The following is a 24,272-nucleotide window of genomic DNA, read 5'->3' on the forward strand; positions in this document are numbered from 1 at the left end:
GACTTCAACGACGTGATGACTATCGAAGCTTTCGATACTGCTCAAGCAAAGTGCAGAGAAAAGCAGCCACTGCACCGAAACCGGCCATGAAACTGGCCATCGCCGGGAAGATCCTCACACGGAAGTGACGATCTGCTCCTCGACCCAGGGCAGCTCCTCGGTGAGCGTGGCACGAAAGTCGCCGTCCAGCAGGCGGCGGGCGTCCCGCGCCAGCTGCCCGGGCAGGCCACCGAGTTCGTCGCGCCTGGCGACCAGCGTCAACGAGCGCTTGAGCGGCGCCAGCGGCAGCGCTTCGATGCGCACCCTTAGCTGATCGAGCCCCGCCTGATACAGGCACAACGGGGTCGTCACGGTAAAGCCGACGCCGTCGCTCACCGCCTTGAGCAAGGCGCAGGTGTTGTCCAGGTGCAGCCGCGCCGGCAGCTCCACACCGGCCAGGCGCAGGTGGCGCTCGATACTCTGGCCGATCAGCGACTGTGGCACGTAGCGCACGAAGTCGAGCTGACGCGATAGCCAGCGCAGATTGTCAGCAGGCCCCGTCCAACTCGCCGGCAACACCAGCACAAAGGGCTCGTCCAGCACCCTGTGACGCTCCAGGCCGTCGTAGTTTTCCAGCCGATCGTCGGAGATGATCACGTCCACGTGCCGGGTCAGCAGCGAGTGGCCGTGCATGTGCGAAAGCCCGGTGGTCAGGGTGTAGTCACGGGTGTGGCGGCGGATGACATCGATCAGCGGCTTGCCCACGGCGGTGGCCAGCGAATCCACCAGCGCCAGGCGCATCTGATGCAATTGACCGAAGGCGCCGGTGATCAGTTCGCGGCGGGTATCCCGGGCCTCGCCCAGCAGACGGCGGGCACGGTCATAAAAGAAGCGTCCGGCGCTGGTGGGTTCCAGCGGCCGCGAGCGGCGCTCGAACAGCGCCAGCCCCAGGCTCTCTTCAAGGGTCGCCAGACAATGCGACACCGACGACTGGGTCAGGCCGAGCGCCTCGGCGGCGGCGCTCTGGCTACCGCGTTCCAGGGTCTCGACGAAGATTTCCATACTGCGCAGGTCGAAGCCGAAGCCATTCTTCATGGCGTCTCCTCGGTGGTGATGTTGTTATTGTCTCGGCGCTGTTGTCGGCTCTTGCAGGGGCTGTCGCAGGGATCCTTGACCCGGTGCTGATCCTGGCCGGTGTCGAAGCTCTACTCTGACTCCTGCGGAACTTGTCGGTCCGGCACAAGTCTACCCTGGCAAGCCGAACAACAGGGAAGTCCGATGACCTACGTCGCCAGCGCCAGCTACCACGAACGACCGTCCTCCCACTGGACCGGCTGGGGCCAGTGGATCGCGCTTGTCACCATGACCCTGGACCACCTGGCACGCTACCTGGCCACCGACGCCTGGCACCTTGGCTGGGTCGATTCGAGCGTGGGCCGTATCGCCTTTCCACTGTTCGCCGGCATGGTCGCCTGGCACGGGCTATTCAATACCCGTGATCCGCTGCGCTACGCACGCCGGGTGATGATCATCGGTCTGCTGGCCCAGTTACCCTACCAACTGATGCCCCGCGAGGCGCTGTTTCAGCTCAACATCTGCTTTACCCTGGCGCTCGGGCTGATGGCCGGCCACTGGCTTGAGCAACTGACCCGGCGACAGGAGGCCGGAGAGCTCGGCCATGTACGCCTGGCGCTGGAAACCCTCGGCGTGGCAACCGGCTGGTACTTTGCCGGCTTCTGGGTCGAATACGGCCACCATGGCCTGTTGCTGGTGCCGTTTTTCATGCTCGGCATGGGCCAGCTCCATCGTACCGACGACGCACTGCTCTCGCGCCTGCTGGCGGTGGTCGGCTGCCTGCCGCTGCTGCTGGTGGCAGGCATGATGAACAGCTCCGACATGGCCAAGTCGGTGACCGTGGCCACGGTCCTGGCGGTACTGCTGCTGGCCGCTGGTGCTCACCGGCTATGCCGCGCGCCCGGCATCGTCATGCCGCGGCGGATGTGGCTCGCATGGTATCCGGCCCACTTCGCGGTGATCGCCGCCATTCTGCTATGGACCGGCAACGCTCAGATCATGTGATATTGAAAGCGCGGTGATCGCCGCCATTCTGCTGTGGACCGGCAACGCTCAGTTCCTCTAGGCGTCCTGCGCCGGCAGCGCGAAACGGCTTCTCTGTTCCATCAAGAAGACCTTGAAGGCCTGCCATGCCGGGCTGCGGTAGCGGTCCGGATGCCACACCAGCGAGAAGTGACGGGTCAGTGGCAGGTCATGTGACAGCGCCAGCAACTCCCCTCGTTCGAGCTCCCCCCGCACGCTCAGGTGCGACAGGCAACCCAGTCCCAAACCCGCCGCCACGGCCTGCTTGATCGCCTCGTGCTGCCCCAGCTCCATGCGTACCTTGAGCCTCGGCACCCGGGGCAGCACCGCCGCCTCGAGCACCTCCCGACTGCCGGAGCCGATCTCGCGCAGGATCCACGACTGCTCGACCAGATCAGCATCCTCGACCCGGCCCTTGGCCACCAGCGGATGCCCGGGCGCGCAGACGATCACCATATGGTCTTCGCACCACACTTCGCTGGCGAGTCCCGGCTCGTGACAGCGCCCCTCGATCATCCCCAGGTCGGCGTCGAAGCGCTGTACCTCGGAGATCACCTCGCCGGTATTGCGCAGTCGCAGGCGCAGGTCGACCCCCGGATGCAGTCCGCCGAACTCCCCAGCCAGCGGCGGCAACAGATAGGTGCCGATGGTGGCGCTGGCGGAGATCGCCAGGCTGCCGTGGAGCTCGTCTCCCGGTTCCTCGGCGGCGGCGATCAGCTCGCCCAGATCATCCAGCAGCTGTTCGGCGCGCGGCAGCAGCCGATGGCCCATGTCGTTCAGGCCAAGCCGCCTTCCCGGGCGTTCGAACAGGGTGACACCAAGCTGACGCTCCAGGTCTGCCAGCGCCTGGCTGGTCGCCGACTGGGACAGGCTCAGTTGCCTGGCCGCGGCGCTGACGGTTCCCAGCCGAGCCACCGCCACGAAGACCTCGAGCTGGCGCAGGGTGATATGGGAGCGGGCGGGACTGTCTGGCGAGAAACTCATCACTATGCTCGACGGTTGCAGGGAAGATGGCGGGGAAGCGACAACGGTTTCTATATCGGCTCAGCTTATAACAGGTTTCGTTATTACACGATAATCATCTGATATATCCACGCCTAGAATCTCCCTATCGAAGCGACGCCTCAGGCTCCACCCAGACGAGCCGGTAGCGGCGATACCCTGACACGAAGAGGAGATCCGCCCATGTGGCAAGGACTTGCGCTATGCGCACTATTGACGCTGGCCGGGCAGGCCATCAGCCGACTGCCCGGTATCGCCGACGCAGGCGTGAGTCCGCTGGTGTTCGCCCTGCTGCTGGGCATCGTGGTCGGCAATCTGCCGCTCAAGCGCACCGTCGAGGGCGCCCAGCCGGGGCTCGCCTTCGCTACCCGCTGGCTGCTGCGCGGCGGCATCGTGCTGTTCGGCCTGTCGCTGACCTTTGCTCAGGTGGCCGGGCTCGGGCCCAAGGTGCTGCTGCTGGACGCGCTGATCATCACCGCGGTGCTGCTGGTCGGCTACCAGATCGGCACCCGGGTGCTCGGCATGGATCGCGAGACCACCCTGCTGACCAGTGCCGGCAGCGCCATCTGCGGCGCCGCTGCGGTGCTCGCCACCGAGTCGACCATTCGCTCGAAGCCGGCAGCGGCGTCCATGGCGGTGGCCACGGTAGTGCTGTTCGGCTCCCTGGCCATGCTGACCTACCCGCTGCTGTATCCGTGGCTGGGCATGGACGAAGGACTGTTCGGGGTCTATATCGGCGCTACCGTGCATGAGGTGGCCCAGGTGGTCGCCGCCGGCGACGCCGTGGGGCCCGACGCCCTGGCCAACGCGGTCATCGTCAAGCTGGTGAGGGTGATGCTGCTGGTGCCCTTCCTGCTGGTGGTCGGCCAATGGTGGCTGCGTCAACCGACCCAGGAAGGCGCCGAGGCAAGCGGTCAGGGCGCACACAAGGCCAAGCTGGTGATCCCCTGGTTTGCCCTGGGCTTTATCGCCATGGTCGGCGTCAACAGTGTCGTCACCCTGCCCGCGCCGCTGCACTCGGGCCTGGTGCTGGCCGGCCAGATTGCTCTGACCATGGCCATGGCCGCGCTCGGCATCAACACCCGGATGTCGCGCCTCAAGGCACTCGGCGTCAAGCCCTTCCTGCTCGCCCTGATCCTGTTTGTGCTGCTGATGGTCGGTGGCGGAGTGGCCAGCGCCCTGCTGATGGGCTGACGGGATCGACAGAGCGGGCATGAACCCGATACACAGCAAAGAAGGCGGCCCTGCGGCCGCCTTCTTGCGTGGTGCTGATCCGTCATTGAGCAGCGATCGGCTCGCCCGCTCGACTTGCTCCCTCGACTTGCCCCCTGCTACAGGGAGAACTCCTCGCCGTCGTAGGACGTCTGTACCTCGATGCTTCCTTCGGCGATCTCGGCGGCGAGACGATCCAACTCGGCGACGATTTCGTCCTCGACCCAGGGCGCCAGCGACAGACGCACCGCTTCGGGGTTCTCCAGGCCGATACGCACCACCTCACCCGAGCTCCAGCTGCCCTGCTTGACCGCCTCGGCGGCAAGAAAACCCGCCATGGACACATTGGCGATGGCGGAGCCGGCGAATACCTCCGGGTAGTCCTGGTGCCACTCACGCACATTGCCGAACTGCCACACGCCTTCGGCCTCCTGCATCGCGTCGATGGCCCCCTGGCGACCTGCGTTGAGCATGGTGAAGATGATATCGGCACCGGCATCGATCTGGGCGCTGGCCACGTCATGGGCCAGTGCCACGTCGTCCTGATCGCCGGCGAAGATGGTCAGGAAGTCGGCGTCCGGGCGGGTGTGCTGCAGGCCGTGGTAGAAGCCCCCGCGCCCCTTGAGCCCCGGGGTGACGCGAATCCCCGAGATATGACCCACCACGCCGCTCTGGGTCAACAGCCCCGCTGCGGCTCCGGCGAGCCAGGCGGACTCCTCCTGGAGAACCTCGTAGCTCGACACATTGTCGCCGGTGACATCCCCCTGGGTAACGGAGAACAGCACCTCGGGATAGTCCGGGGCCACCGCCACTACCGCCTCGGAATTCTGACCGCCGTGGGCGATGACCAGATCCGGCCCGGCATCCGCCAATCGCCGCAGAGCGGCCTCAAGTGCGTCGGACTCCGGCGCTATCCCATCCTCGTAGCTGATCTCGGCACCAAGTTCGGCCTCGATGCGCTCGAGTCCACGATAGCCCGCCTCCATGAAGCCGCCATCATCCTTCTGCCCCGGCAATAGCATGGCCACCTCGAAGGCGTCCGCCACGGCCAGGGAGGGCGCGAGCGAGAAACCACACAGTGCCGCCATGTATCCAATTTTACGAATCATCGAACACCTCATTACTTATTTTTGTATACAGAACGCATCAACTACTCTAGCGCCGCGGCGAGATGATCGCCACCCCGAAACGACGACGGGCCCCGTAGCGGGGCCCGTCGTGGAGGAAGCGAGGCAGCGCCTGGCTCAGTCTTCGAAGCTGAAGCGCACCTCGGGTGCGTCCGGCACCAGGGCGGCGCATTCGCGCACGCGCTCAAGCAGGCTCGCGTGATCGTCGGCGACCAGGTTGATGTGACCAAGCTTTCGACCGGCGCGCTCGCTCTTGTCGTAGCGATGAAGATGAGCGTCACGCATGGCCAGCACCTGGCTCGGCTCGGGCTCGCGTCCGATGACGTTGACCATGCAGGTCGGCGCCCGGGCACTGGTGTCCCCCAGCGGCAGGCCCTGGATGGCACGCAGATGATTCTCGAACTGGCTGGTCACCGCGCCATCCATGGTCCAGTGGCCGGAGTTGTGCACCCGCGGCGCCATCTCGTTGGCCAGCAGGCTACCGTCGGCGCACTGGAACAGCTCCAGGGTCAGCACACCGACGTAGTCCAGCTCATCCAGCAGCGCCCGGATGTACTCATCGGCGGTGTGCTGGACGCTATCGTCAAGATCCGGCATCGGTGCCAGCGAGTAACGCAGGATGCCATCGACATGGACGTTTTCCGCCATGGGATAGAACACCACCTCACCGTCGCGTCCGCGCACGGCGATGATCGACACCTCGCGCACGAAGTCGACGAAGGACTCGACGATCAGCCGCGGGTGATTGATGCGCTTCCAGGCCTCGGCCGCTTCCGCCGGGTCCTTGAGCACCGCCTGACCCTTGCCGTCATAGCCCTCGGTGATCGACTTGGCGACTACCGGCGTCCCCAGTTCACGGGCGGCGGCTTCCAGCGACTCGGCGCTGTCCACCAGACGATAGGCCGGCGTCGGAATACCCAGTCGGTCGAACAGTGCCTTCTCCTCGGCGCGGTTCTGACACACCCGGATCGCCTCACTACCGGGGTAGACCGGCTTCTCGGCTTCGATCGCCTGGACCAGCGACACCGGCAGGTGCTCGAACTCGTAGGTGACCAGGTCGACGTCTTCGAGGAAGCTCTGGACGTGCTTCTGGTCGGTGTCGATCATCACCTCGCCGATCCCGGCGCTGGGGTGGCCGGTGGTATCGAGAAAGCGGAACCGGTTGGCCAGCGGATAGCCGGCCAGCGCCAGCATGCGGCCGAGCTGTCCGGCCCCGAGAACGCCAATCTTCATGACTTGCTCCTGTTTTCCTGCGGGTACACGACGCCGTTCAGCCCTGGCGAGACTCGGGCGGACGAGGATCGGGATTGTCGAGCACGGTCTGGGTCTGCTCGGTGCGGAAGGCCTCGACGGCCTCGCGAACCTGGCTGTCCCCAAGCCCCACGATCTGGGCCGCCAGCAGGCCTGCATTGGTAGCACCAGCCTTGCCGATGGCCAGGGTGCCGACGGCGACGCCGCCCGGCATCTGGGCGATCGACAGCAGTGAATCCAGCCCCTTGAGCGCCTTGGACTCCACCGGCACGCCGAGCACCGGCAGCGCGGTCTGGGAGGCGACCATGCCGGGCAGGTGGGCAGCACCGCCGGCCCCGGCGATGATCACCTGAATACCACGCTCGGCGGCACCCTTGGCGTAGTCGAACAGCAGATCCGGGGTGCGGTGGGCGGAGACCACCTGGGTCTCGTAGCTCACGCCGAGGCGCTCGAGCATGGTCACGGCGTGTTCCATGACCGGCCAGTCGGACTTGGAACCCATGATCACGCCGACCCGGGGCGCTGGGGAAGTGGATGACATCGGCAACTCCTCGAAGAAACGACGGCGCCGCGGCAAAGAAATCGCCACGACAAGGGAACAATCGGGAAGCGGCATAGTCTAGCAGAGCCGGGGGAGCAGTACCTCTCCCTATGCGGAGACGTCGCCAGCCAGCGACAGCGCCTTTCACCCTGACTGCGCATTGGCCTGCTAGGGTAACGCTGCTGTCGCGGCCATCGCCGACACTCCACGCCGCCTGACAGGAAGACCCGCTCACCCAAGGAGAGAGCCATGAAACCGACCCTGCTGCTTATTGCCGCCCTGACCTCCGGCCTGGCGCTGGCCGGTTGCGACGAGGGACAGAGCACCGCCAGCACCACGCAGGAGGGCTCGAACGCCAGCCAGCAGAGCACCACCGAGCAGGCGCAGAAAATGACGCTTGACGGTACCCTGAGCTTCGCCGAGGCCGGCCAGAGCCTGCCCGACAATGCCGAGGTCACGGTGTTGCTCAACGACGTTGCCCTCGCCGACGCCCCGGCCCGGACCATCGCCGAAACCACGGTGACCATCGAGCGCCAGGCACCGACCGACTTCTCGCTGAGCTACGCAAGCGACGCGGTGAACCCGCGCCACACCCACAGCGTGCGTGGCGAGATCCGCAACGATGAAGGTCAGCTGGTGTGGACCAGTACCGAAGCCACCCCGGTGGAAGTCGGCGCCGACGCCGATCAGCCGCCGGTGTCGGTGGTGCTGCGCCCGGTGGGTGCCGATGGCAACGCCCAGAGCGACAGCATGCAGAAGGCCCAGGAGGCACTGCTGTCCAGCGGCGATGAGCCCACCGCCGCCGAGAAGCAGGCCGTGGAAGAGGCCGACGCCGTGGCCGAACAGGCCGCCGGCATGCAGGAGCCCAGCCAGGGCGCCGCCGCGGCGAGCGGCGAAAACGCCGAAACCGGCACCAATACCGAGGCGCCGTCCAGCCAGTCGCAGTAAGCGAGCGCCCGGACGGAGCGGCTCCTCCAGAGACGACAACGCCGTGCCCAAGGGCACGGCGTTGTCGCTGTTGGCGGCTGCCCTGGCGCCGCTACACTGTTGCCGGCGAGCGGCGGGCCTGCCAGAAGTTGAGGCTGATGATCGCCAGCATGACGGCGGCACCGGCGACGTCGAATACCAGCGACGGCAGGAACACCCCGACGATCGCCGGCAGCAGCAGCAGGCGCTGCCAGATCGCCATGCGGGTGAACAGGTAGCCTTCCAGGGTGGCGGCGAAGGCGCCCAGCGCCAGCAGTCCGGTGAAGCCCTTCCAGATCAGCAGCCAGACCGGCCCGCCGACGATGATTTCGGGGTTGTAGACCATGAACAGCGGGACCAGGTAGAGGCCCTTGGCAAACTTCCACGACTGGAAGCTGGTCTCCATGGGCTTGGCCCCGGCGATGGCGGCCCCGGCGAAGCCGGCCAGCGCGATCGGTGGCGTCACGTTGGAGTCCTGGGAATACCAGAACACCACCAGGTGGGCGATCAGCAGCGGCACCCCGAACTCATTGGCCAGCGCCGGTCCCACCAGCACGATCAGCACGATATAGCTGGCCGTCACCGGCAGCCCCATGCCCAGCACGAGACTCGCCAGCAGCACCATGATCAGCGCCAGCAGCAGGTTACCGCCCGAGAAGGCCAGCATCATGGCCGAGAACTTGAGGCCGAGACCGGTCAGCCCCACTACCCCGACGATGATCCCTGCCACCGCACAGGCCATGGTCACCGCCACGGCGTTGCGCGCACCGAGTTCGAGGCCTTCGAGCAGCTTGAGCAGACCATTGCGACAGGCCAGCCCCAGACGCTCGGCGGTCACCGGCTGACCTTCGCCTGGCGCCACGAACAGGAACCACACCGCAAAACGCAGCACCGCCACCAGCAGCATGCAGACGATGGCGTAGTAGCCCACTCGCATCGGCGACATGTTCATCATCAAAAGCCACACCAGCACCGCCAGCGGCAGCAGGAAGTGCCAGCCGTACTTGAGCACGTCGCTCATCTGCGGCAGCTCGTCCTTGGCCATGCCCTGCATGCCCTCCTTGAGGGCGATGATATGCACGAACAGATAGACGGTGGCGAAGTACATGAAGGCCGGCAGGATGCTGACCTTGACCACCTCGAGATACGGCAGCCGGGTGTATTCGGCGATCAGAAAGGCGCCGGCCCCCATCAGCGGTGGCATGATCTGGCCACCGGTGGACGCCGCCGCTTCGATGCCACCGGCCTGGTGAGGCTTGTAGCCCAGGCGCTTCATCAGCGGGATGGTAAAGGCGCCGGTGGTGACCACGTTGGCGATGGCGCTACCCGAAATCGAGCCCATGCCGGCGGAGGCGATGACCGCAGCCTTGGCAGGCCCGCCACGCTGGCGGCCGGTGGCGGCGTAGGCCAGATCGATGAAGAACTTGCCGGCCCCGGTGATCTCGAGAAAGGCACCGAACAGCACAAAGATGAAGATATAGGTCGCGGCCACCCCCATGGGCAGGCCGAAGATACCTTCCTGCCCCAGGTAAAGCTGGCCCACCAGACGATCGAGATTGTAGCCGCGATGCTCGAGGATGCCGGGCAGGAACTGGCCGAGCCAGGGTAGCTCGCCGCGGGGCCCGGCAAAGGCGTAGAGGATGGCGATCAGACCGATGATGGTCATGCCCAGACCCACCGCGCGACGGCTGGCCTCCAGCACCGTGATGGTGGCGATGATGCCGACGGTGATGTCGGTCTGGCTCCAGAAACCGGCGCGAGTGATGATCTCGTCCAGAAACAGCGCCATGTAGCCGCCGGTGATCATCGCCCCGATGAAGAATAAAAGGTCGATCGCCCCGCCCAGTACGCCCCTGTCTCGGCTGGGACCGAATATCGGAAACATCAGGAACGCCAGCATCATCACCAGCGCCAGGTGGATGCTGCGCTGATAGAACAGCCCCAGCGGCTGAATCCCCGCCGAGTAGAGCTGGAACAGCGACAGGCCGACCGCCACCAGGGTGATCAGCCATAGGATGGTCTTGGGGTGGTTGGCCTGGCTGCCAGGCACCACCGGAGAAGCTGCCGTTTCGCTCATTGTCGTGATTCTCGTCAGGCCTTGCCGGCGCTTGGCCGGTCGGCATAGTTCGGAATGCTGTCGCAGGCCGCCTGCGCCTCGAGGGACAAGGTGGCCACACGGTCGGTGGCGTCACTCGATAGCCTGGGCCAACGACAGGCTAGTCGCGCCGCTCGAGTCCAACGCTGACCAAACGCCCCGCCGCCAGATCACTCAGGCTGATGGGCGTGGAGGCCGCCGGCACGGCCAGGGACTCCCCGTCCGGACAGTCGGCCCGAGCCTTGATCAAGGTCTCGAGGGTCGGCTCGCCACGGCTGACCAGGCGGTGATCGACGCGCTTGGCACCGACTCTCAGCCGGTAGCGATTGCCGGGGACCGGCTCGTCGATGTCCTCGATCCAGTAGCCGCCCTGGCCGTCGCTGACCTGGCGTCCGCGCCCGGGCACGTGGTCGAGCCCCGCAGCGAAGTCCGGCAGGTGGCTACGTTCGAGCACCATGGCACCGCCGAGGTTGCGATAGCAGTCGAGCACCTCGAAGCCTTCTACCGAGTGGTTCCAGGCCAGGCACCAGCCGGCGCCATCGGGCATCGGCAACTCCACCAGCGCCGCGCCCTCGGCGTCGCGTACGCTCAGGCTGAAAGGGAGATCGCAATCGGCATCGTTCGCCTGGCCAGCGCCGGTCACGGTCATCAGCGTGACCAGCCCAAGCGCAGGCAGGGCGAGCCCGGAGGCCCGCCCTGCCATGAATCGACGCCCCGCCATCAGGGACGCTGCTTGTCCTGCACCTCGGCACCGACTTCCTCGTAATAGCGCAGTGCGCCCGGGTGGAAGGCGATGGGCGTGGAGTTCACCGAGAACTCGACGGTGGTGTCATTGGCCGCCGGATGGATGGCGATCAGCTCGTCGGTCTGCTCGAACAGGGTCTTGGTGATCTGGTAGGCCAGTTCCTCGTCCATCTCGCTGCTGGCGATCAGCACGTTGGGCACGCCAAGCGTCTGTACCGCTTCTTCCATGCCTTCATAGAGACCGGCCTTGAGCTCATAGGCGGCAAACACCGGCTCGTCCTCGCGGGCCTTGGCGACTTCCTCGTCGCTGAGGCCGATCAGCCGTACATCGCTGGTGGTGGCAAGGTTCAGAATCGAGCTGGTGGGCGGCCCCACGCTCCAGAAACCGGCATCGATATCGCCATCACGCAGGGCGTCGGCGGTCTCGTTGAAGTTCAAGCGGCGCGGGTCGAAGTCGTCGTAGCTGATGCCGTTGGCTTCGAGGATGGCGCGGGCGTTGAGCTCGGTGCCGCTGCCCGGCGCACCCACGGACACGACCTTGCCTTCCAGGTCATCCAGCGAGTCGATGCCGGAGTCGGCCATGGTCACGATCTGCACCGCATTGGGATAGATGGAGGCGATGGCACGAATGTTCTCGAGCTTGCGCCCCTCGAAGTCACCGGTACCGGTAGCGCCCTGGTGGACGGTGTCGGCCAGCGCCAGCGCCAGATCGGAGTCACCACGCCAGACCAGTCCCATGTTCTCCACCGAGGCGCCGGTCACTTCGGCCACGGCGTCGTAGCCGTCGACGTGCTTCTTGATCAGCTCGGCCAGGCCTCCACCGTAGGGGTAGTAGGTGCCGCCGGTTCCACCGGTGGCGATCGACAGCTGGCTCTGGGCCACGGCGCTGTGGCTGGCAACCAGCAGGGATGCCGTCAGGGCAAGGGTCAGTGCTCGCATGGTCTTCCTCCGTTCCTCGTGGGAACCGCTTAGAATTTATTGTGCGGAATTGAAGTGTCGATACAACAATCGCCTAGGCAAGCTAGCAAGAGCCGGCCTCGCTTGCCACTGCAGACATTTCGACGTTTTTTATCTTTGTCTGCAATTCTCACAAGGTCTTAGAGACACTGGCCCGCCATCCTGCCCGTCGAACCCCCGAAGGGCGCGCTTCTCAGGGAGCTGGCGTCGCGCCGGCTTTTCACGCCTCAGCGTTGACTGTCGACCTGCTCGCGTACCTTGGCGACGATATGGGCACCGATCGGCAACGCCGAGGTCGCCGCCGGCGATGGCGCATTGCCTACGTTGATGGTGCGCGGCGTGTTGACGAACAGGAAGTCGTCAACCAGCTTGCCGTCTCGTGTCACCGCCTGGGCACGCACCCCGGCCGGGTAGGGCTTCAGGTCATCGAGGGTGAGACTCGGGCAGTACTTGCGCACCTCTTCCAGATAGCCACGCCGTGACAGCGAGTTCTTCATCTCGCGCATGCCAGGGCCCAGATGACGCCACAGCACCTTGAGAATACCCGGATGGCTGACCATGCCGACCAGATCCGCTGCCGAGACATCACGCTTGCGATAGCCCTCGCGGGCCAGTGCCAGCACGGCGTTGGGCCCCACCGTCACGCTGCCATCGATCATGCGGGTAAGGTGGACGCCGAGAAACGGCATGCTGGGGTCCGGAATCGGGTAGATCAGATGATTGACGATGGCGTTGCGGTGCTCGGGCAACTGAAAGTACTCCCCGCGGAAGGGGCAGATGGTGAAGCTCGGAGTCTGACCCAGCATGCGCACCACCCGGTCGGCCATCAGCCCCGAACAACTCACGAGGTAGCGACTACTGAAGGTCTCGGTGGTAGTGGTCACCACCACTTCCTGGCGACGTTCGTCGAGCCCGGTGACCTCCCGTGAGTAGCGGATCTCGCCACCGCGTCGCTCGAACTCGGCGGCCATGGCGCGAGTGACCTCGGCATAGTCGACAATACCGCTGGACGGCACGAAGATGCCGCCGACGCCGGTGATGTTGGGCTCACGCTCTGCCAGGGCACCGGCGTCGAGCCATTCACGCTCGAGCCCATTGGCCTCGGTACGTTCCCACAGGGCCTTCATCCGCCCCAACTCCACCTCGTTGGTGGCGACCAGCAGCTTGCCGCAGCTGTCGTAGGCGATGTCGTGGGTCTCGCAGAACGCCTTGGTGGCACGGTTGCCTTCCAGACAGAAGCGCGCCTTGAGGCTGCCCGGTGTGTAGTAGACCCCGGCGTGTATCACGCCACTGTTGTGACCGGTCTGATGGCGAGCCGGACCGTCCTCCTTTTCCAGCAACAGCATGCGCTTTTCAGGATAGGCGTCCTTGAGCTGCATGGCGGTGGACATGCCCAGAATGCCACCGCCGATGATGATGAAGTCGTACATGGGGGTCTCGTTGTCCTTGGTCTTGCCCCACCGCCGGGACGGGGCCGGATACATCGTGGGCAGCCGGGTATCGCGGGGCCCATCACCCTAGAGTACCGCGTCGGGCCGTGCCCCGCTGCACCCCTCTTCCCCGGAGGACACCTCAGCCCTGGCGCGCTCGCAGGGTGCTGCCACAGGTGAAGACACCGCGCTGGCGCATCAGCTCGCGTCTGAGCTGCGGGTCAGCCTTGAACTTGTCGCGACCGTGCAGCCAGAAGTGGTTGTTGATCAGCAGGAAGCTTCCGACCGGGTTGGGCAGGGAGATGACGCCGTCGCTCGACTCCAGCGAGTCGGACAGCTCGCAGAGCCAGTTGCCCTCCTCCAGATCACGTGGCTGGACAAACTGATCGATGTAGGCCATCACCGGGCGGCCATCACGGTCGACGTCGAATACCGGGTGAAAGACGTCGCGCACCACATTCTTGCTGGGCGGAGCCGACCAGCGCATCTCGCTGAACGCCAGCGGGTGACGGCAGAACCGCTCCAGCTCGTGCCAGTCGTCCAGATGCAGCAGCCGCGAGTTGCCGCCTTCCATGTGCTGCTCGTCGATCTTCATCATCAGTACGTAGTCGGTGACCTGCTCGACGAAGGTGCCGTCGTTGTGAAGCTCCATCACCCGATGCGGCGCCCGCAGATAGCTGTCGGAGGTGTCGACATTCTCGACCACGAAGCGGGCATAGTACTGACCACTCATGGCATCGAAGTTGGATCGTCCGATCAGGTGGGCAACGGCGGTGGCAAACTTGACCATGTCCTCGGCCTGCTCGACCCGGTCCAGCCCTTCCGGCACGACCTGCAGCGCTCCCTGGCGACGGTCCAGCAGGATATTGGCCAGCCGCGGCCTGAGCGTCCCCTCGCACAGCTCATCGAGTATTCCCGCGACACGAAAACGCAGCATCGACTTGTACTCCAGCGCCTGAATCGGCCATTCGGCACAGGCGTCGAGGAAGGCAGCGACGACCGACCGCTCGACACGCAGCTCCTGCAGACGCTCGGAAGAGGTCGACGGGACCAGGGTGAACCCGCGTGGATCGCGTGCGCCAGGGGCGGTGGTCTGATCATCACGATCCTGAAGCTGGGCAGAGGCAAGGATGGACATGGCAGGGCTCCGTATTGTTTTGACGTTTTGTAAAAATATCTACATTTTTATTTTTGGTCAACAAAAACCCGGCTGCCGCCGGGTGCTGATTTTCGGGACAAGGTCCAGAGTTCTTGAAGCGTCCGCCGGCCGGCAAAGCCGCCGACCGGCGTTGCGGTCAAGGCGTCAGGTGCCTTCCAGCTCACGACGCATCTGTCGCTGGCTGTAGGCCGTGCCATAGCGGCGGCGGGACCACAGGTACAGGCAAAGCCCGGCACCCATCCAGCCGGCGAACAGCCCCCACTCGATGGGTGACAGCGCCGAGGGGCTGCCGGGCAGGTAGAGCCCGATCAGTCCCAGCGACAGCACCACCGCCAGCCAACCGACCAGGCGAGGATGGCTGACCTTGAACGGCCTTTCGAGTTCCGGCTCCTTGCGCCGAAGCACCAGAAACGAAATGGATACGAACAGGTAGGCGATGACGATGCCGAGACCACCGGCCACCACCAGCCACACCATGGCCTGGCGGCCCAGCAGAGGCGCCAGGCTCGACAAGGCTCCCATCAACAGGATGGCGTTGACCGGCGTCTTGTGACGAGGATGCAGCTTGGCCAGAAAGGCCGGCAGCATGCCGCAGTGGGCCAGTGCATAGATGGCGCGAGAGCCACCGACGTAGAAGGCGTTCCAGCTGGTCAGGATGCCGGCGATACCCGCCAGTACCATCAGGTTGGCCGCCCAGGGGGTATTGAACACCGCCCCCATGGCGTCAGGTACCGCCAGGGAGCTGTTCTCGAGCTCCGCCTTGGGCAGCATCAATGCCGTTCCCAGCACGATGAAGGCGTACCAGAACACCGCCAGGACCACCGACAGCATCAAAACCCGACCGATCTCGCGAAACGGCAGGTCGATCTCTTCCGCCGCCTGCGGGATGACGTCGAAGCCGACAAACAGGAAAGGAACCATGATCAGCACCATGGTGATCCCGCCCAGCACACCCTCTTCGGTGTTGAATAACGGCGTCAACGAAGCGCTGCTACCCTCGAACAGTGCGCCGGTGATGAACATCACACCGACGGCCAGAATCAGCAGCGTCACCACCTTCTGGACCAGCGCCGCGGTGCGCACGCCAACATAGTTGATGGCCATCATGACCACCGAGCCGGCCACACCGACGGCAACCCAGGTGGCCTTGACGTCCCAGCCCGCCAGGGTCCACAGGTGACCGACGGCGTAGCCGGGGAACAGATGCTCGACCACGGTGGGCAGCGCTACCGCCTCGAAGGCCACCACGCTGAGATAACCCAGCACGATCGCCCAGGTACACAGGAAGGAGGCAAAATGGCCCAGGGCACGGTAGCTATAGACGTGCTCACCACCGACCTGGGGCATCGCCGAAGCGAGCTCAGAGTAGGTCAGCCCCACCAGCACGATCACCATGCCGCCCAGCACGAATGCCAGTATGGCGCCAAGGCTTCCTGCCGAGGTGATGAAGCCACCCGTCAATACGATCCAGCCCCAGCCGACCATGGCACCGAAGGCCAGCGCCAGGACGTCCTTGCGTGCCAGCACTCGGCTCAGCTGGGCTCCGCCATTGCTGTTATTGTCCATGAGATAAACCTCTCGCCGCAGTGGTGCGTTCCCGCAGAACAGTGATTGTTGACCGGGGACAGGACGCACCGTTGAATTTATCAATCGCGCGTGCAACTCATCATGAGGATGTTTGCCGTCCGCAGCCTTCGTTTATACCTCTTTGGTCTAAGTTTGTAGGGCCTGCAGATGGCGCCATCGCCGTCAGCCGCAGTCTCCCGCGGCGTCTGCGGAATGAGGAGTTTTCGTCGCTGCGCCACGTCCAGAACGGACACCAAATTGGACTGGCAAGAGGGCAAAAAAGGTTGCATGCTGTAGGGGTCGAAAACGCCCATTGGAGTACCATGAGCACCGCAGATTCCTTGTCTCGAGCAGACGCTTCCGAACCGCCTCCTCGACGATGCCCTGACCTCGATGTCAGGGACCTGGAACAGCGCACACGACTGATGCGCATTGTCACGCGGCTTATCGCCGTATCTGATCTCGGAAGCCGCGAGATCGCACGCCGCGCGGGTCTCCCCATGCAGAAGATCAGTGATCTGCTGTCGGGACGACTGGAACACTTCACCTGCGACGAGCTGCAGGCCATTCGCCGCATCATCGACGATGGCCATCTGTCACTCTCCTGAATGGCCAGTGCTGGACGGCGCCCTGGACGGCAATTCTGCCAGGGCGCCGCGTCTCGTTCGCGCGAGCCATTGCCCCGCCCTTCCCCTTGATCTTCATGCCATGAGGAATCATCGATGCGCCGTCTGCTAGCGGCTTGTCTGCTATGTGTGTCCGCAAGCGCCCTGGCCGATGGCCAGGCCACCCTGGTCGATGGCAGTGGCGACCCCGAGAGCGCCGTCACCGCACGCTGGATCGGTGATCAGCTGCGCCTGGACTTTCCCCGCCACGCGGCCAAGGGCTATCTGCTGTTGAGAGACGGCAAGGGCCACGTGGTCACCAACTTCGGTGGTCAGACGGTGGTGCTGGGCATCCGCGATGTTCAATCCATCGCCGGGCAACTCGGTGGCCAGGACCTGTCCGACCTCGGCAGTTACCAGGCCCAGCAGGTGCTGTCGCTGGAGCCTGTCGGCACGCGGGAAAGCGTCGCCGGCATCGAGGGCGAGGTCTATCGTCTTGACTGGATTACCCAGGAGGGCGATCGCCGAGAGGATGCACTGGTACTCAGCCAGCGACCGGAGGTCATCGAGCTTTTACGGGTCGTCGACCGCTATCAGAGCATTCTGTCGGGGCAACCGGACCCGGTGGCGGCAAGGCTCGAGCAACAGGGGCTCGGACTTCTGCGTTTTGGCGACAAGTTTCAGGTGGCCAGCCTGACGGCGACGTCGCCCGATCCTGCCCTGCTGGCATTGCCGTCCCAGAGTGGCAACGTTGGTGAGCTGTTGCGTTCGGTCATTCAATAGACTTAGGGCCAGGCGCCAACTTTCCCCCTCTCCAGCACTAGATCCACAGCATACCTAGGATGGTGTACTTGATCGCGCACCGCGTGGAATAGGTGTGTGTCAATTGCGTGTAAAACCGCGAAAATGCGATGCAGGAGTCTCCAATCCACGATATATCTTGAAGGTAGCCGTCAAGACAAGGTGCGGCCGCACGGCTCGATGTCGTTCCGCAGTGGTCGCACCCATCCAGTGAGAGTTGCCATGAGGCCAATCGACAAGTCCCTGCTGGAACAGATGCACATCAGCGAGGTCGAGATCCAGCGTCGCAAGGAATTCCTGAACCTCGACGAAGCCGACCTGGCCGATCTGGCAGCGCTCAAGCCCCTCATCAACGAGCATATCGAGATCATCGTCGAAGAGTTCTACGAGCGGCAGACCGAGATCGACGAGATCAGCCTGCTGATCGGCGACTCCGAGACCCTGCAGCGACTGCGCTCGGCCCAGCGCCAGTACGTCCTCGACATCTTCACCGGCTACTACGACGCGGAATACGTCAACAGTCGGCTGCGCATCGGTCTGGTGCACAAGCGTATCGGCGTCGAGCCCAAGCTGTTTCTGGCCGCCATGCGCACGCTCAAGGAAATCCTGTTTCGCGTCATCGACGAGAACCTCGAGGACGATCAGGCGACCAAGTCGGCGAAGAACAACCTCGACAAGCTGATGTACTTCGATATCACCCTGGTCTTCGATACCTACATCGATACCCTGCTCAACGAGGTCCACAGTGCCAAGCGCCGGATGGAGCTCTACGCCCGCAACCTGGAAGAGAAGACCAAGGAGCTGGCCGCCTACGCAGAAAAGGACGCCCTCACCGGGCTGTTCAACAAGCGAGGGATGAGCGAGGCCTTGAGCAGGGAGATCCGCATGGCCGAGCGACGTCACTCGCTGGTCAGCCTGATCTACTGCGATATCGATGACTTCAAGCAGATCAACGATACCCACGGCCACCACAAGGGTGATGAAATCCTCGTCACCTTCGGCCAGATCATGCGTGAAACGGTCCGCAGCAGCGACATCTGCTGCCGCCTCGGGGGGGATGAATTCTGCTGTATCCTGCCAGACTGTGATGCCAAGAGCGCCAAGACCATCGGCAGCAAGATTGAACTGGCCTTCCAGAGCAAGTACCCGAACTTCTCGATCAGCCTGGGCGTCGCCGAGACCGGGGATCGAGACTACCTGCGCGAGGAAGAACTGCTGCGCGCCGCCGACGCCATGATGTATCGCAACAAGGAAGCCAGAAAGCGCAGTGCCGCAGAGGCCGCCTCGAAGACCTCAGCCAAGACGTTGCCAGCCCCCGCCCAGGCAGCAGAGAAGACAACCAGCTCAACGGCCGCCCAGAGTGACGATCACTGACTTCCACTCGCCTGGCTCGGCATTGTCTCGATAAAAATTTAAATTTCTGCTAATAAAGTTTGATCTAAAATAAAAAGCCTCGATCAGGGCATGCGTGAAGCTCGGCAGACGCCCCTGCTTCAACCAGGTCCTGATGGTGGCATGTGCTGGTTGTCGTACGGTCTCGAGGAAAATGCCCCATGTCCTACCATGAAGCCAAGGAACACGCGCCCGGTCGCCTGCATCGGCTATTCAGTTCGCCCTATACCGCCTTCGACAACCAGACCAGCGAGCGACGCCTGCATCTGCTGCTGGCCCTCAATCTGCTGGTCTTCGCGCCGATGCGCCAGGGCCGCCTGACGTTACGACTGCTCGATGGCTGGGAAAACGGCGACTGCGAACAGCACACCCTGAACTTCCGGGACGCCGACATCCACCGCCCCCAGGACCTCATCAACGCCGCACCACACACCCAGTCACGCCCACTGCTCGCCCCGGCCCTGGAAGAGGCGTTGTCCAGCGCCAATGCCATGGGGCTGGATAGCGATATTCGCCTTCACCCGGCGAAGTGGCCGGCCTTCCCCGGCGGACTCTCGCTCTACACACGCTACAAGGTCTGCCATCGCCTCATCTATGGCGAAGACGACAGCTACCGCTCGATTCGCTGTGAGACCCCGGTGGGCCTGCGCGAGATTCACGAGTTCCACCTGGAAGAAGGCGACTTCGCCGTCAGCCTGCCCCACGATGACTCCCCCGCCGTCAGCGATGACACCGTGGGCCTGGTCCTTCATGCGGCCCAGCGCTCCGCCCTCACCCACTGGCTTGCCGATCTGGCGGAGCAACCACTGTCGAAGCTGATGGGCTGAGTTCAGGCGTCTCTGGGCACCCTGCCCATCAAATAGAATTCCGGGTTGGGTGGCGTCCCGGTCAAGGTCACCAGGCGGTTGGACAGCCCAAAGAAGGCGCAGATCGCACCGATATCCCAGATATCGTCGCGGCTGAACCCCACCGCCTGCAGACGTTGCTCCCACTCATCGGTCAGCTCGCCCAGATCGATTGCGCAGTGCAGCGCGAACTCCAGCATGACGCGATGTCGCTCGCTCAAGCCTGCACTGCGATGGTTGACCGCCACCTGGTCGGCGAGCAGAGGATCCTTGCTGTAGATCCTGACCAGCGCACCATGGGCCACCACGCAGTAGAGGCAGTGGTTGCGGGCGCTGGTGGCGACCACGATCATCTCCTTCTCGGCCTTGGTCAGGCTATCGGACTCACGCTCCATCAGCGCATCATGATAGGCGAAGAAGGCGCGAAACTCCGCCGGTCGGTGGGCCAGCATCAAGAAGACATTTGGCACGAAGCCCGCCTTCTCCTGAACCGCCAGGATGCTGTCTCGGATATCGTCGGGCAGATCGTCGAGAGATTCAGGGACGGGAAAGCGGCTGAGAGATGGGCTGATCGAGGGGCTCATGGGGGCTCCGGGCTGACGTGGGCATGGAAGAAGGGCCAGGCAATACATTGACGTTAACGTAAAGGTCAATCTGGCGCTCTGGTACTTTGATCGAATGCCGGGTCGCCGCTGCCGAAAACGACGATGCCCCCTTGACGGGGGCATCGCAGCCTGCAGCAGGGCCAGGCCGGAGAGCTCGAGTCAGGCAGGACCTGGCCGCTGCGCCAGCATGCCTGCTCGGCCCAGGATCAGCCGAGCGAGATGGTGCTGTTGATGCCGCTCGAGACGTTCTCCGGTTCGAACCAGCGCGCGGTCACCGTCTTGGTCTGGGTCCAGAAGCTGATGGCCTGCTTGCCATTGGGGCCAAGGTCACCCAACTTGGAGGCGCGCGAGCCGGTAAAGCTGAAGTAGGCCACCGGCACCGGGATCGGCACATTGATGCCCACCTGACCGACATCGATATCGCTCTCGAAGCGACGCGCCACCCAGCCGGAATTGGTGAAGATGGAAGTACCATTGCCGTTGGGGTTGGCGTTGACGAAGGCGATGGCCTCGTCCAGCGTGTCCACCTCGACCACGCACAGCACCGGACCGAACACCTCTTCACGATAGATGCTCATGTCCGCTGTCACGCCGGCGAACAGGGTCGGGCCGACAAAGTTGCCGTCGGGGTAGCCCTCGACCTGGCAGCCACGTCCGTCGACCAGCAGCCGGGCGCCTTCCTGTTCGCCCTTGGCGATCAAGCCTTCGACACGATCCTTGGCCGCCGGTGACACCAGAGGCCCGAGATCCGCCTCGCGGTCGGTGCCCGGCCCCACCTTCATGTTGCGAGCCCCCTCTACGATGTCATCGAGCCACTCCCGGGCCTGGCCGACCAGCACCACCACCGAGTTGGCCATGCAGCGCTGGCCGGCGGCGCCGAAGGCCGACCCCAGCAGGTTGTTGATGGCCTGAGAGCGGTTGGCGTCCGGCATCACCACACAGTGGTTCTTGGCGCCCATCATGGCTTGAGCGCGCTTGCCGGACTCGCTGGCACGGCGATAAAGCTGGGTGCCGACATGGGTGGACCCGATAAACGACATGGCCTTGATATCCGGGTGCTCGCACAGGTGATTGGCGACATCAGGGCCGCCATGCACCACGTTGAGCACACCGGCGGGGACACCGGCCTCGAGCGCCAGTTCCACCAGGCGCAGGGTGGAGCTCGGGTCCTGTTCGGAGGGCTTCAGCACGAAGGTGTTGCCGGTGGCGATGGCCAGCGGGAACATGAAGCAGGGCAACATGATGGGGAAGTTGAAGGCGGTGATGCCGGCACCTACCCCCAGCGGCTGGTTGAGGGTGTAGACGTCCACCTCGTTGGCGGCGTTCTCGGCAAGCTCCCCCAGTTGCAGCGAGGTGATCGAGCAGGCGTGTTCGACCACCTCGAGACCACGACCGACTTCACCTTCGGCGTCGGGCAGGGTCTTGCCGTGCTCCTCGGTGACCAGGGCGGCAAGCTCCGGGGTATGCTCGCGAATCAGCGCCTGCAGCTTGAGCATGATGCGCATGCGCTTGGCCAACGGCACCTTGCGCCAGGTGGCAAAGGCCTGATGGGCGCTGGCAACGGCCCGGTCGACCTCCTCCAGGGTACAGAACGGCACCCGCGCGACCACTTGCTGGGTCGCCGGATTGATCACATCGCGCCATTCGCTGGACTGCGAGGGGACGGCCTGGCCATCGATGATCATGGGAATTTCGCGGACTGACATGGGCGTGCTCCGGCTGTTGTCGTTGTGCATGAGCGTGGCGTCGTATGAGATGGACTGGGCGTACTGCCATGCCAGCAGCCGCCTTGATCGCTGTGGCGGTGTGCACCACGGCACGGCTATCCATGCTGACCAGTCTAGACACAGGTAGGATGGCCAAACAACGGCCAGCCAGGCACATTGCTTGTGCACTGATGCACAACCAACAAACACATCGAAGTCCACGACGTCGTCGCTCAGCGGAGGTGATTTTTGCTCGACTGGCAGGACCTTCAGGTCTTTCTCGAGGTGGCCAGGCATGCCCGCCTGTCCGACGCCGCCCGACGGCTGGGCGTTGACCACTCGACCCTGTCGCGGCGAACCCGCCGCTTCGAACAGCGACTCAACACCCAGTTGTTCGAACGCAGCACCCATGGCTACCGCCTGACTCCCGCCGGCGAACGTCTGAAGAGCCATGCGGAACAGATGGCCCGACACGCCGACGAGGCCGCCGACAGTCTGACCGATCAGAACCTGCGCCTGGAGGGCCAGATCCGACTTGGCGTGACCGAAGGCTTCGGGACCTGGGTGGTGGCCCCGCTGCTCAGCGCCTTCTGCAGGCGTCATCCCGGCCTCACCCTGGACCTGCTGGCGCTGCCTCGCGTGGTCAATCTCAGCCGCCATGAGGCAGACCTGGCGATCACCATCGAACGACCGGGCAACCCCGGCCTGGTCACCTCGCGACTGTGCGACTACCGGCTCAAGCTCTACGCGGCGAGGCACTACGTCGAGCGCCACGGGGCACCGCAGCAGCTTGCCCAGCTGGGCACACATCCGCTGATCGGCTACGTGGACGACCTGTTGTTCAGCGAGCAGCTCAACTACCTGGATCCGTTGCTGTCGCCGCAGGTGCAACAGACGCAGCAGACCCACTTTGCGCTTCGCAGCACCAGCGTGACGACCCAGATGATGGCCACCGAGAGCGGCGCAGGCCTGGGCATTCTGCCGTGCTTCATGACGGCGGGACGAGACGGGCTGATGCCGCTGCTGGAGGATGAAGTATCGGTGGTGCGTCAGTTCTGGATCACCGCCCGGCAGGAACAGCGCCAGCTTGCCCGGGTGCGTCTGCTGTGGGACTTCCTGCGCGAGGCGCTGGCAATGAATCAGGATTTTCTGATGGGACGCCATGACCGGCTGGTGCTGCCGGACGACGTCGAATGAACACCGGCTGGCTGCCACCAGGGCCGGCACCAGCATAGGACTGGGCCCCCGCCCCAGAACCATGACACCCCGCCTGGGCGGGGTGTCGTCGATGCGCAAGCAACCGCGTCAGGATTCGACCTTGGGTGGCTCGACCTCGAGCTTCTGGGCAGCGATCACCGCCTGGGTGCGCGAGTGCACGCCCAGCTTTCTGAGAATGGCGGTCACGTGGGCCTTGATGGTGGCCTCGGAGACGTTCAGCTCGTAGGCGATCTGCTTGTTGAGCAGGCCTTCGGTCAACATGTTGAGTACGCGGAACTGCTGAGGTGTCAGCGAGGCGATGGCCTCGGCAAAGCGCGCCTCTTCCTCGTTGGCCTCACCCAGGGCGTCGGCCATCTCTTCCGGCAGCCACACTTCACCGTCGAGGATCTCGCCCACCGCCTCGGCGATCAACGCCAGCGACGAGGACTTGGGAATGAACCCCGAGGCACCGTAGTCGATGGCGCGGCGTACCACGTGCACTTCATCGCTGCCGGATACCACCGCCACCGGCACATCCGGGGTCTGACCACGCAGCTGGATCAGCCCGGAGAAGCCGTGGGCTCCAGGCATGTGCAGATCGAGCAGGATCAGGTCCGCGTCGGGGTGGCGAATGACCACGTCCGAGGTGGCCTCCATGGTGTCGGCCTCGATGATTTCGGCCTGGGGCGCGAGCTGGCGAAGCGCCTGCGTCAGGGCGGCACGGAACAGCGGATGATCATCGGCTACGATGAATTTCTGGGCAAAGGCCATGGACTCTCCTCCGGATTCCGATGCAGCGTGTCAGGCCTGGACGCCGCAACGCAAGACGCTTGTTTGCACAGCATGTTACCCCATGGTTGCCGGCTTTCCCAAGCGCCCTGACGCAAGCATCCTCAACGGCTACCCGTGGTGCCGACTCTGCGGCCTCCGTCACTATGCAAAAACGGGCCGGCGCCGGAAGTTTCCGGCAGCCGGCCCGCGGGACCTGCTGTTAC

The 24,272-nt window shown here is 64.3% G+C and carries 22 protein-coding genes; 8 read left to right on the top strand and 14 right to left on the bottom strand.

Going from position 1 to position 24,272, the window contains the following annotated elements; all coding sequences use genetic code 11:
• Nucleotides 1–114 precede the first annotated feature (114 nt).
• On the bottom strand, nt 115–1,074 hold the full coding sequence (locus NKF27_RS16155; protein WP_045992806.1) for a LysR family transcriptional regulator: 960 nt from the start codon (nt 1,072–1,074) through the stop codon (nt 115–117).
• 183 nt (nt 1,075–1,257) lie between these two features.
• On the opposite strand from NKF27_RS16155, the gene NKF27_RS16160 reads away from it, so the two are divergent.
• Nucleotides 1,258–2,058: a TraX family protein gene (locus NKF27_RS16160; RefSeq protein ID WP_108132396.1), complete on the top strand. Its 801-nt coding sequence runs from the start codon at nt 1,258–1,260 to the stop codon at nt 2,056–2,058.
• A gap of 57 nt (nt 2,059–2,115) precedes the next feature.
• Here NKF27_RS16160 and NKF27_RS16165 read toward each other — a convergent pair whose 3' ends face one another.
• Complete coding sequence (locus NKF27_RS16165) at nt 2,116–3,060, bottom strand: LysR substrate-binding domain-containing protein (protein WP_253553198.1); 945 nt, start codon at nt 3,058–3,060, stop codon at nt 2,116–2,118.
• Between the two features lie 201 nt (nt 3,061–3,261).
• Between NKF27_RS16165 and NKF27_RS16170 the strand changes: the two genes are divergently transcribed.
• Nucleotides 3,262–4,272, top strand: coding sequence for a YeiH family protein (locus NKF27_RS16170; RefSeq protein WP_253553200.1), 1,011 nt, complete (start codon nt 3,262–3,264; stop codon nt 4,270–4,272).
• Nucleotides 4,273–4,409: 137 nt separating this feature from the next.
• Here the strand turns inward: NKF27_RS16170 and NKF27_RS16175 are convergent, their stop codons facing one another.
• The 3 genes from NKF27_RS16175 to purE form a co-directional block, all read right to left on the bottom strand.
• The gene (locus NKF27_RS16175) at nt 4,410–5,399 is read right to left on the bottom strand and encodes a BMP family protein (protein ID WP_253553202.1); all 990 of its coding nucleotides are present in this window, start codon (nt 5,397–5,399) and stop codon (nt 4,410–4,412) included.
• 135 nt (nt 5,400–5,534) lie between these two features.
• Nucleotides 5,535–6,650, bottom strand: a complete 1,116-nt coding sequence (locus NKF27_RS16180; protein WP_253553204.1) for a 5-(carboxyamino)imidazole ribonucleotide synthase — start codon at nt 6,648–6,650, stop codon at nt 5,535–5,537.
• Nucleotides 6,651–6,687: 37 nt separating this feature from the next.
• A complete protein-coding gene (gene purE, locus NKF27_RS16185) occupies nt 6,688–7,209 on the bottom strand; it encodes a 5-(carboxyamino)imidazole ribonucleotide mutase (protein WP_253553206.1) in 522 nt (173 codons plus the stop codon).
• Between the two features lie 249 nt (nt 7,210–7,458).
• Between purE and NKF27_RS16190 the strand changes: the two genes are divergently transcribed.
• On the top strand, nt 7,459–8,157 hold the full coding sequence (locus NKF27_RS16190) for a YbaY family lipoprotein (RefSeq protein WP_253553213.1): 699 nt from the start codon (nt 7,459–7,461) through the stop codon (nt 8,155–8,157).
• Nucleotides 8,158–8,248: 91 nt separating this feature from the next.
• Here the strand turns inward: NKF27_RS16190 and NKF27_RS16195 are convergent, their stop codons facing one another.
• The 6 genes from NKF27_RS16195 to NKF27_RS16220 all read right to left on the bottom strand — a co-directional run bounded on the left by NKF27_RS16195 (nt 8,249) and on the right by NKF27_RS16220 (nt 16,126).
• Complete coding sequence (locus NKF27_RS16195; protein ID WP_253553215.1) at nt 8,249–10,252, bottom strand: TRAP transporter permease; 2,004 nt, start codon at nt 10,250–10,252, stop codon at nt 8,249–8,251.
• 139 nt (nt 10,253–10,391) lie between these two features.
• Entirely contained in the window at nt 10,392–10,991 is a 600-nt protein-coding gene (locus tag NKF27_RS16200) for a DUF1850 domain-containing protein (protein WP_253553217.1), read from the bottom strand.
• Nucleotides 10,991–11,953 carry a TAXI family TRAP transporter solute-binding subunit gene (locus NKF27_RS16205; protein ID WP_253553219.1) on the bottom strand — a complete coding sequence of 321 codons (963 nt, stop codon included), beginning with the start codon at nt 11,951–11,953 and terminating at the stop codon, nt 10,991–10,993. Before NKF27_RS16205 ends, NKF27_RS16200 begins: the two co-directional genes overlap by 1 nt.
• A 245-nt stretch (nt 11,954–12,198) precedes the next feature.
• A complete protein-coding gene (gene lhgO / locus NKF27_RS16210) occupies nt 12,199–13,401 on the bottom strand; it encodes an L-2-hydroxyglutarate oxidase (RefSeq protein WP_124803342.1) in 1,203 nt (400 codons plus the stop codon).
• 142 nt (nt 13,402–13,543) lie between these two features.
• Nucleotides 13,544–14,539, bottom strand: coding sequence for a glutarate dioxygenase GlaH (gene glaH, locus NKF27_RS16215; RefSeq protein ID WP_253553221.1), 996 nt, complete (start codon nt 14,537–14,539; stop codon nt 13,544–13,546).
• Between the two features lie 165 nt (nt 14,540–14,704).
• A complete protein-coding gene (locus tag NKF27_RS16220) occupies nt 14,705–16,126 on the bottom strand; it encodes an APC family permease (protein WP_253553223.1) in 1,422 nt (473 codons plus the stop codon).
• 323 nt (nt 16,127–16,449) lie between these two features.
• Between NKF27_RS16220 and NKF27_RS21190 the strand changes: the two genes are divergently transcribed.
• The 4 genes from NKF27_RS21190 (at nt 16,450) to NKF27_RS16240 (ending at nt 19,751) form a co-directional block, all read left to right on the top strand.
• Nucleotides 16,450–16,734: an XRE family transcriptional regulator gene (locus tag NKF27_RS21190; protein ID WP_071211119.1), complete on the top strand. Its 285-nt coding sequence runs from the start codon at nt 16,450–16,452 to the stop codon at nt 16,732–16,734.
• Between the two features lie 114 nt (nt 16,735–16,848).
• The gene (locus tag NKF27_RS16230; protein ID WP_253553225.1) at nt 16,849–17,514 is read left to right on the top strand and encodes a hypothetical protein; all 666 of its coding nucleotides are present in this window, start codon (nt 16,849–16,851) and stop codon (nt 17,512–17,514) included.
• Between the two features lie 240 nt (nt 17,515–17,754).
• Entirely contained in the window at nt 17,755–18,906 is a 1,152-nt protein-coding gene (locus NKF27_RS16235; protein WP_253553227.1) for a diguanylate cyclase, read from the top strand.
• A gap of 179 nt (nt 18,907–19,085) precedes the next feature.
• The gene (locus NKF27_RS16240; RefSeq protein WP_253553240.1) at nt 19,086–19,751 is read left to right on the top strand and encodes a hypothetical protein; all 666 of its coding nucleotides are present in this window, start codon (nt 19,086–19,088) and stop codon (nt 19,749–19,751) included.
• 2 nt (nt 19,752–19,753) lie between these two features.
• On the opposite strand, the gene NKF27_RS16245 is transcribed toward NKF27_RS16240, so the two are convergent.
• Together NKF27_RS16245 and NKF27_RS16250 are read right to left on the bottom strand one after the other, a co-directional pair.
• Entirely contained in the window at nt 19,754–20,341 is a 588-nt protein-coding gene (locus tag NKF27_RS16245; protein WP_253556494.1) for a peroxidase-related enzyme, read from the bottom strand.
• A gap of 239 nt (nt 20,342–20,580) precedes the next feature.
• Nucleotides 20,581–22,080: a CoA-acylating methylmalonate-semialdehyde dehydrogenase gene (locus tag NKF27_RS16250; RefSeq protein WP_253553242.1), complete on the bottom strand. Its 1,500-nt coding sequence runs from the start codon at nt 22,078–22,080 to the stop codon at nt 20,581–20,583.
• Nucleotides 22,081–22,329: 249 nt separating this feature from the next.
• Here NKF27_RS16250 and NKF27_RS16255 point away from each other — a divergent pair, with 249 nt between their 5' ends.
• Nucleotides 22,330–23,277: a LysR family transcriptional regulator gene (locus NKF27_RS16255; RefSeq protein WP_253553245.1), complete on the top strand. Its 948-nt coding sequence runs from the start codon at nt 22,330–22,332 to the stop codon at nt 23,275–23,277.
• 108 nt (nt 23,278–23,385) lie between these two features.
• Here NKF27_RS16255 and NKF27_RS16260 read toward each other — a convergent pair whose 3' ends face one another.
• Nucleotides 23,386–24,048 carry a response regulator transcription factor gene (locus tag NKF27_RS16260; protein WP_045992823.1) on the bottom strand — a complete coding sequence of 221 codons (663 nt, stop codon included), beginning with the start codon at nt 24,046–24,048 and terminating at the stop codon, nt 23,386–23,388.
• Between the last annotated feature and the right edge of the window lie 224 nt (nt 24,049–24,272).

Origin of the sequence: Halomonas sp. DN3 (assembly GCF_024137905.1) — a bacterium.
GTDB lineage: Bacteria > Pseudomonadota > Gammaproteobacteria > Pseudomonadales > Halomonadaceae > Halomonas > Halomonas litopenaei.

Excerpts from the sequence above, each read along its gene's own strand:
- NKF27_RS16155 (WP_045992806.1), bottom strand. The coding sequence starts at position 1,074 with ATGAAGAATGGCTTCGGCTTCGACCTGCGCAGTATGGAAATCTTCGTC.
- NKF27_RS16160 (WP_108132396.1), top strand. The coding sequence starts at position 1,258 with ATGACCTACGTCGCCAGCGCCAGCTACCACGAACGACCGTCCTCCCAC.
- NKF27_RS16165 (WP_253553198.1), bottom strand. The coding sequence starts at position 3,060 with ATGAGTTTCTCGCCAGACAGTCCCGCCCGCTCCCATATCACCCTGCGC.
- NKF27_RS16170 (WP_253553200.1), top strand. The coding sequence starts at position 3,262 with ATGTGGCAAGGACTTGCGCTATGCGCACTATTGACGCTGGCCGGGCAG.
- NKF27_RS16175 (WP_253553202.1), bottom strand. The coding sequence starts at position 5,399 with ATGATTCGTAAAATTGGATACATGGCGGCACTGTGTGGTTTCTCGCTC.
- NKF27_RS16180 (WP_253553204.1), bottom strand. The coding sequence starts at position 6,650 with ATGAAGATTGGCGTTCTCGGGGCCGGACAGCTCGGCCGCATGCTGGCG.
- purE (WP_253553206.1), bottom strand. The coding sequence starts at position 7,209 with ATGTCATCCACTTCCCCAGCGCCCCGGGTCGGCGTGATCATGGGTTCC.
- NKF27_RS16190 (WP_253553213.1), top strand. The coding sequence starts at position 7,459 with ATGAAACCGACCCTGCTGCTTATTGCCGCCCTGACCTCCGGCCTGGCG.
- NKF27_RS16195 (WP_253553215.1), bottom strand. The coding sequence starts at position 10,252 with ATGAGCGAAACGGCAGCTTCTCCGGTGGTGCCTGGCAGCCAGGCCAAC.
- NKF27_RS16200 (WP_253553217.1), bottom strand. The coding sequence starts at position 10,991 with ATGGCGGGGCGTCGATTCATGGCAGGGCGGGCCTCCGGGCTCGCCCTG.
- NKF27_RS16205 (WP_253553219.1), bottom strand. The coding sequence starts at position 11,953 with ATGCGAGCACTGACCCTTGCCCTGACGGCATCCCTGCTGGTTGCCAGC.
- lhgO (WP_124803342.1), bottom strand. The coding sequence starts at position 13,401 with ATGTACGACTTCATCATCATCGGCGGTGGCATTCTGGGCATGTCCACC.
- glaH (WP_253553221.1), bottom strand. The coding sequence starts at position 14,539 with ATGTCCATCCTTGCCTCTGCCCAGCTTCAGGATCGTGATGATCAGACC.
- NKF27_RS16220 (WP_253553223.1), bottom strand. The coding sequence starts at position 16,126 with ATGGACAATAACAGCAATGGCGGAGCCCAGCTGAGCCGAGTGCTGGCA.
- NKF27_RS21190 (WP_071211119.1), top strand. The coding sequence starts at position 16,450 with ATGAGCACCGCAGATTCCTTGTCTCGAGCAGACGCTTCCGAACCGCCT.
- NKF27_RS16230 (WP_253553225.1), top strand. The coding sequence starts at position 16,849 with ATGCGCCGTCTGCTAGCGGCTTGTCTGCTATGTGTGTCCGCAAGCGCC.
- NKF27_RS16235 (WP_253553227.1), top strand. The coding sequence starts at position 17,755 with ATGAGGCCAATCGACAAGTCCCTGCTGGAACAGATGCACATCAGCGAG.
- NKF27_RS16240 (WP_253553240.1), top strand. The coding sequence starts at position 19,086 with ATGTCCTACCATGAAGCCAAGGAACACGCGCCCGGTCGCCTGCATCGG.
- NKF27_RS16250 (WP_253553242.1), bottom strand. The coding sequence starts at position 22,080 with ATGTCAGTCCGCGAAATTCCCATGATCATCGATGGCCAGGCCGTCCCC.
- NKF27_RS16260 (WP_045992823.1), bottom strand. The coding sequence starts at position 24,048 with ATGGCCTTTGCCCAGAAATTCATCGTAGCCGATGATCATCCGCTGTTC.